At 64.4% G+C, this 2,705-nt stretch carries 2 protein-coding genes and 1 pseudogene; 1 reads left to right on the forward strand and 2 read right to left on the reverse strand.

The annotated features are described in order from the left end of the window. Positions 1 to 211: 211 nt before the first annotated feature. Entirely contained in the window at positions 212 to 1,186 is a 975-nt protein-coding gene (gene trxB, locus ACE3S9_RS18045) for a thioredoxin-disulfide reductase (RefSeq protein ID WP_374547861.1), read from the reverse strand. Between the two features lie 294 nt (positions 1,187 to 1,480). On the opposite strand from trxB, the gene ACE3S9_RS18050 reads away from it, so the two are divergent. Beyond that, the gene (locus ACE3S9_RS18050) at positions 1,481 to 2,482 is read left to right on the forward strand and encodes a Hint domain-containing protein (protein ID WP_374547862.1); all 1,002 of its coding nucleotides are present in this window, start codon (positions 1,481 to 1,483) and stop codon (positions 2,480 to 2,482) included. 12 nt (positions 2,483 to 2,494) lie between these two features. Here ACE3S9_RS18050 and ACE3S9_RS18055 read toward each other — a convergent pair. Next, a pseudogene (locus ACE3S9_RS18055) lies at positions 2,495 to 2,705 on the reverse strand ((Fe-S)-binding protein); the annotation flags it as partial.

Genomic DNA, 2,705 nt, shown 5'->3' on the forward strand with positions numbered 1-2,705 from the left:
TCGCGCAATATTCCAGCGCCTTGTCGCCGGTGTCGGCCTCGACGCTCTGGAAATGCAGCAGGCCGAGGATACGGCCGGAGACCATGCGGATCACCGCCGAATCGTCAATGACCAGACCCCGTTTCATAGCTCTTTCCTCGTCCTCGCCTCATCGCCGCCGCCGCGCGCAAAGGCTCGTCTGCAACTATGAGGCGAAGACCTGAAAAAAAGGCTAAGAGACAGGTTCAACCACGTGCTGCGCCGCCAGCCAGCGCTCGGCCTCCAGCGCCGCCATGCAGCCGAGGCCCGCCGCCGTCACCGCCTGGCGATATTTGTCGTCGGCGACGTCGCCGGCCGCGAACACGCCCTCGATATTGGTCGCGGTCGAATCCGGCGCGGTCTTGATATAGCCATTGCTTTTCAGCGCGATCTGGCCGGCGAAAAGCTCGGTCGCCGGCTTGTGGCCGATGGCGACGAACACGCCGTCGAGCGCGAGGGTCTCGGTCGCGCCGGTCTTGACGTTCTTGATGCGCAAGGCCTCGACCGACAAAGGCGCCTCGCTGCCCAGGATCTCGTCCACCGCGCTGTCCCAGCGGATCTCGACATTGGGCCGCGCGAACAGGCGTTCCTGCAAGATGCGCTCTGCGCGGAAGCTGTCGCGGCGATGGATGACCGTGACCTTTTCGGCGATATGGGAGAGATAAAGCGCCTCCTCGACCGCCGAATTGCCGCCGCCGACCACCGCGACCTTCTTGCCGCGGAAGAAGAAGCCGTCGCAGGTGGCGCAGGCCGAGACGCCGAAGCCTTTGAACTTTTCCTCGCTCGGCTCGCCCAGCCATTGCGCCTTGGCGCCGGTGGCGATGATGAGCGCGTCGGCGGTATAGACCTGGCCGGAATCGCCCGTCAGGCGGAACGGCCTTTGGCCCAGTTCGACATCGGAAATATGGTCGCTGACCAGCCGCGCGCCGACATGCTCGGCCTGGGCGCGCATCTGCTCCATCAGCCACGGCCCCTGGATCGGCTCGGCGAAGCCGGGATAATTTTCGACGTCGGTCGTGATCATCAATTGGCCGCCGGCGTCGAAACCCGCGATCAGCATCGGCTGCAGCATGGCGCGCGCGGCATAGATGGCGGCGGTATAGCCGGCCGGGCCTGAGCCGATGACGACGACTTTGGCGTGGATGGGCGACGATTCGACGTTCGACATGAATTCCCCCGGACGGCGGCGAAGCGCGGCCGCGCTTCAAAGTCCGCTGGAGATAGGCGAAAGCGTGTCGTTCCTCAAGCCGGGACGCGCGAATCCCGCCGCGCGCCTGTCGTCCGATCTCGCGCGGCCGCGTCCGAGCGGCGTCAGAAAAAGAACGCCACGTCATTGTTATTTATGGCTTACAAAATATTAACAGCCGCAAGCTTATGCTGCGCCATAAAGCCCGCGCTATCAGCCGAAATCACGCAAGGTCGCTTCCTTTGATAGTCGAGCCGTTGCCGAACGGAGCCCTCCATGGCGCAGGAAGAGCTTAAATTTACGATTCCTGCCAATGCGAAAACGGGCCAGCCCGCCATCGCGGTCGACATCATCCTCACGATCAGCAATACCGCCAACAGCGACGGCTCCTATACGGTGACCAGTGCTTCCGGGACCTATGGCGCCCTGCAAGTGATCGGCGTGACGGCGGCCAGCACGGACGGAAGCGACAACAAACTCTTTCTGAACGGACAGCCTTTCGTCGATTTCGGCGGAATAACCTTCGTGACCAACGGAACGCCGAACGCCGCCGGAACCGGGCCGGCGGCCGACGTCAATTTCTTCTATACCGGGACGGGCGCCACGCCCAACAATGTCTATGCCGTCGATACGGCGACGCCGTCGGCCGTGACGACGGGTTCGGTGAGCGTCAACGTCATCTGTTTCATGCCGGGCACGATGATCCGCACGCCGACCGGCGAAGTCGCGGTCGAAACGCTGGAGCGCGGCGACCCGGTTGTGACCGCCGATGGCCGCGCGCAGCCGGTGCGCTGGATCGGCCGCCGGACCGTTTCGACGCATTTCGCCGATCCGCTCCGCGTGCTGCCGATCCGCATCAAGGCGGGCGCGCTGGGCGAATCCGCGCCGTCGCGCGACCTGCTGGTTTCGCCCGATCACGCCATTTTCGTCGGAGACGCCCTGATCCACGCCGGAGCGCTGGTCAATAGCGTCACGATCGTCCGCGAGACCAGGGTTCCGACCGTCTTCACCTATTATCATGTCGAACTGGACGATCATGCGCTGATTCTCGCCGAGAACGTTCCGGCGGAAACCTTCGTCGACAATGTCGATCGCGGCAATTTCGACAATTGGGTCGAGCACGAGGCGCTCTATCCGGGCGGCAAGGCCATCGCCGAACTACCCCATGCGCGGGTGAAAGCCCATCGGCAGGTCCCGGCCCGCATTCGCGCCCTGCTCGCGGCGCGCGCCGAGCTTATGGCCGAGAGCTTGGACCCGATCGTGCGGGCGGCGTCCTGAACGCGGCCCGCCTCAGGCCACCACAAGCATATCGCGCAGCAGAACCGCCATATGGACCGCCTTGCGGCCGCTGCCGTCCTTGATCTGGTGCCGGCAGGAAAAGCCGTCGGCCACGATCACGTCCTGCGGCTTGGCCGCGCGCACCGCCGGCAGCAAGGCCAGTTCCGCCATTTGCTGCGAGGCTTCGTAATGTTCGGCTTCGAAGCCGAACGAGCCGGCCATG

Origin of the sequence: Rhodoblastus sp. (assembly GCF_041915505.1) — a bacterium.
GTDB lineage: Bacteria > Pseudomonadota > Alphaproteobacteria > Rhizobiales > Beijerinckiaceae > Rhodoblastus.